The sequence below is a fragment of the Schlesneria sp. genome (assembly GCF_036405755.1).
GTDB classification, from domain to species: Bacteria; Planctomycetota; Planctomycetia; order Planctomycetales; family Planctomycetaceae; genus Schlesneria; species Schlesneria sphaerica.
The window spans coordinates 1-4540 of sequence record NZ_DASWWZ010000579.1 but is presented as its reverse complement, the minus strand read 5'-3'; the positions used below and the strand labels follow the sequence as shown (position 1 = coordinate 4540).

The following is a 4540-nucleotide window of genomic DNA, read 5'->3' as shown; positions in this document are numbered from 1 at the left end:
GTGAGAACGCTGTCATCGCTTTCGTGCCACTCCCCGAATTTTGACGCGGTGCAATGTCCAAAGTTAAATAGGCGGTGACGAATTGATGAGAGACTTGTTTGCGACGAGCAACCGCTCCGGGATGATTCGTTTAACACTCGTATGGTGTCTGTTCAGCACTGTGCCAGCTCTCGTCAACGGGGCCGAAGAATCCGCGATGGATTTCTTCGAGAAAGAGATTCGCCCTCTCCTGATCGAAAACTGCCAGAAATGTCATGGGGCAACGAAGCAATTTGGTGGCCTTCGTCTGGATTCTCGCGAAGCAGTTCTCAAGGGGGGCGAGAGCGGTGCCGCTGTCGTAGGCGGCAATCTCGCTGAAAGCCTCTTGATCCAGGCTGTGCGGCATGCCGACGGCTTGCAGATGCCACCTGATAAAAAGCTCTCTGCTCCGCAGATTGAAGCACTTGAACGTTGGGTGACGATGGGGGCTCCCTGGCCTGCCTCCGTCGCACAAACCGACGATCTGGCAGAGAAATATCGAACGCACTGGGCGTTTCAGCCTGTCAGCAATCCACCGCTGCCGTCGGTTTCAGAGGATCCCTGGTGCCGGACACCAGTCGACGCGTTCATACTTCAAAAACTGAACGACGTCACGCTCACACCATCACGACGTGCGGACCGCCGCACACTGATTCGCCGCGTGACTTACGATCTGACAGGTCTGCCCCCTTCACCAGAAGAGGTGGCTGCGTTTGAAAACGACGAATCTCCCGACAGCTACGCAAAGCTGGTAGAGCGATTGCTGGATTCACCCCAGTACGGCGAGCAGTGGGCCCGCCACTGGCTGGATGTCGCTCGCTACTCGGACACGAAGGGATACGTCTACGGCCGCGAAGAACGCGTCTGGGTTCACGCACCTGCCTACCGGGACTGGGTCGTCAAGGCATTCAATCGCGACCTCCCCTACAACGAATTTCTGCTGCTGCAGATCGCCGCCGATCAGGCTGCCCCCCACGATCCTTCGGCCGCTGCGGCGATGGGCTTTTTGACCGTCGGTCGCCGATTCCTCGGCGTAACACACGATGTCATCGATGATCGGATTGATGTCGTGACCCGCGGCACGATGGGACTGACGGTGGCTTGCGCCCGTTGTCACGATCATAAGTATGATCCGATTCCAACTGCTGATTATTACTCGCTTTACGGCGTGTTCATGAACTCCACGGAGCGGCTGTCGGCTGCCGGTGAGCCTGCCGTACGGGACGAAGCCTACGCGGCATTCGAAACCGAGCTGGAAAAGCGGAAGCAGACACTGCGCGACACGATGCTCGCCAAGCGGATTGAAGGTTCTGATCGACTCCGACAGCGATTTGACGAATACCTGATTGCGCAGACGGAGCTTTCGAAATATCCCGAGGAAGGGTTTGATCAGGTTCTGGCAGTGACGGACGTGCTTCCGGTCGCTGTGCGGCGCATCGAAGGCTGGCTGGCCATGGAAGACCGGGTCACTGACCCTGTTTTCGCTCCCTGGAGAGCGTACGCCAAACTGAAGGCCGAAGAATTTGCCAGCCGAGGTGGCGATGTCCTGGCCGAACTGGCTGCCAGTGGGGTTGCGGTCAATTCCCGAGTTGCCCAGGCACTGGCCACAGCTCCCACCAATATGCGCGATGTCGCCGAACGATATGGCAAGCTGTTCAAGGAAGTGAACCAGCAGTGGCGTGAAGCGAGCGAAGCGGCGAAGGGAGCCAGTCTGCCCGAACCGACGAAGCTGGAGGCTCCGGAAGCAGAAGAGCTGCGGCAAGTCCTCTATGGCCCGGGTTCGCCCTGTCTGATTCCCGATGAACCCATTGTTTCCATCGAGTATCTGTTCGACACGGGGACACTGTCCGAGCTGTGGCGGTTGCAGGGAGAAGTTGATCGCTGGATCATTCAGTCTCCACTTGCTCCACCCCACGCGTTGTCTCTGGTCGACCGGGCTTCGATTCGTCCGTCGCGAATTTTCCGACGTGGTAACCCGGCGAATCGTGGGGCAGAAGTGTCGCGGCACTTCGTCTCTGTCGTTGCTGGGCCGAGTCCGAAGCCATTCACCCAGGGAAGTGGCCGCCATGAACTGGCTCAGGCCATTATTGATCCCTCGAACCCGCTGACCGCTCGCGTCTGGGTGAACCGTGTCTGGCAACATCACTTCGGGGTCGGACTGGTGCGAACACCCAGCGATTTCGGAATCCGAGCCGAGCCCCCCAGCCATCCGGAACTGCTTGACTGGCTTGCCACGCAGTTGATCACCGGGGGCTGGAGTACCAAGCATCTTCATCGTCTGATCCTGCTGTCCAATACATACCAGCAGATCTCGGCTGCTCCTGCAGATCCTGTCGAGGCGCAGCGGGTCAGCCTGATTGACCCTGAAAACAAACTCCTCTCGCGGATGAATGTCCGCAGAATGTCGTTCGAAGAATTCCGTGATACGTTGCTCGCGGCTTCGGGACGACTTGATCTTCAGTCGGGAGGGCGTGGTTCCGACATCTTCGCGATGAATGGGACACAGCATCGTCGTCGAACGTTGTATGGATTGATTGACCGGCAATTCCTGCCGGCGACTCTGCGAATCTTCGACTTCGCAAATCCGGATTTGCATATTCCAGCCCGAAGCGAAACGACCGTACCGCAGCAGGCACTGTTTGCGCTCAACCATCCATTCGTTGCCAGCCAGTCGAAGTCACTGGTGTCCTCAGTGCGGGAGGACGGTGCCACGGATGCTCAGCAGGTGACTCGACTCTTTCAACGGGTTTATCAGCGGGAACCGACTGCTAAACAGCTCGAAACGGCCCTGGCATTTCTGCAACTGCCCGCAGGGGAAGATGTGGCTCCGCGGACTGAAAGTCTGGCCTGGAAGTACGGCTACGGCGAGCTCAATCCGGCAACGAAAGAATTGATGAGCTTCACTCCGCTCCCCCACTACACCGGCAGCGCCTGGCAGGGTGGCGAAAACTGGCCTGATGCCGCACTCGGATGGGCCCGACTGACAGCCACCGGAGGACATCCAGGGAACGACCTTCAGCACTGTTGCGTACGACGCTGGGTCGCGCCCCGTGCGGGGACCTACTCTGTTGAATCGACTGTGATTCACAGTACGCCCGCCGGAAATGGGATTCGCTGCTGGGTCTTCTCCAGTCGGAACGGAGCGGTCAGTTCGCTCGAAACGCATAACCAGACGAAGCCGATGAACGTCACGTCGATTGAGCTGCACGAAGGTGATTCGCTGGATTTCGTCGTGGATCTCAACGGCGATTTGAACAATGACCAGTTCGAATGGTCGATGGTTGTCCGCCTGCAGTCAGGTGATGCGCCGGACGCCGCTCCAATGCCCCGGGTCTGGGATTCGGCCCAGGATTTCACCGGCCCCATGATGTCACAGCTCAATCGTTGGGAGCAGCTTGCTCAAGTCTTGCTAATTTCGAATGAACTCATGTTTGTCGACTGACGAAAATCGGCGATGAGCGAGATCCGGGAGAACATGATGGATTTGATGAAGTCGCTGGAATCACGTCTGACTCGACGATCACTCCTTGAGCGGTCGGGGATGGGGATTGGTGCGCTCGCGCTGGCGGGATTGTGTTCGGACGACGCGAGGCGATATGCCCGCGGAGCGTCGGCTGCGGCTGACAAAGGACACGTACAGCAGCCCCACTTTCCCGGTCGGGCAAAGCGCGTCATTCATTTCTTCTTGAATGGCGGCCCCTCGCACGTGGATACGTTCGATCCCAAGCCGGCACTCGAAAAATACGCTGGCCAGCCAGTGCCGATGAACCTGACTACAGAACGGAAAACCGGCGCTGCGCTGCCGTCTCCGTTCAAATTCCAGAAGTATGGTCAAAGCGGACTCGAATTCAGCGAGCTCTTCGCCAAAACCGCGGCCCATGCGGATGATATCGCTGTCATTCGCTCCATGTACGCTCAGGTTCCGAATCACGAACCATCGCTCATGCTGATGAACTGCGGGGACTCCGTCCAGCCCCGTCCCAGCGTCGGCGCCTGGGTCATGTACGGGCTGGGGTCGGAAAACGAAAACCTGCCCGGCTTCATTGCAATGTGTCCGAACGGTTTGCCCGTCAAGGATACCGAGAACTGGCAATCAGGCTTTCTGCCCGGGGCCTACCAGGGAACCTATATCGATTCGCAGCGCAAAGAAATCGATAAGTTGATTGAGAACATCAACAGCCCTCATGCGACCGCTTCGACGCAGCGTCAGCAGCTTGATCTGCTGCGAATGCTGAATACGGAACACCGTAGTTCCCGTGCGGACAGTCGTCTCGAGGCCCGGATCCATTCATTCGAACTCGCTTTCCGCATGCAGCATGCGGCTGCAGAGGCATTCGATATTTCACCCGAGCCCAAGCATATCCAGGAGCTTTACGGCGAAGGGGTGCATGCTCGTCAAACACTGATCGCCCGCCGCCTGCTCGAGCGGGGTGTTCGATACGTGCAGCTCTGGCACGGGGCGGGGCAGCCCTGGGACAACCATGCTCAGATCGAAGCCAACCATCGTCAACTGGCGGGACAG

At 58.3% G+C, this 4540-nt stretch carries 2 protein-coding genes; both read left to right on the top strand.

The genetic code is table 11. The annotated features are described in order from the left end of the window. Nucleotides 1–85: 85 nt before the first annotated feature. On the top strand, nucleotides 86–3460 hold the full coding sequence (locus tag VGE80_RS19285; RefSeq protein ID WP_440593791.1) for a PSD1 and planctomycete cytochrome C domain-containing protein: 3375 nt from the start codon (nucleotides 86–88) through the stop codon (nucleotides 3458–3460). 12 nt (nucleotides 3461–3472) lie between these two features. After that, nucleotides 3473–4540, top strand: a 1068-nt coding sequence (locus VGE80_RS19280; RefSeq protein WP_440593790.1) for a DUF1501 domain-containing protein, incomplete at its 3' end; no start/stop codon positions are given.

Bases quoted from the DNA above. Each gene is read 5' to 3' on its own strand.
- VGE80_RS19285 (WP_440593791.1), top strand. From the start codon at position 86: ATGAGAGACTTGTTTGCGACGAGCAACCGCTCCGGGATGATTCGTTTA.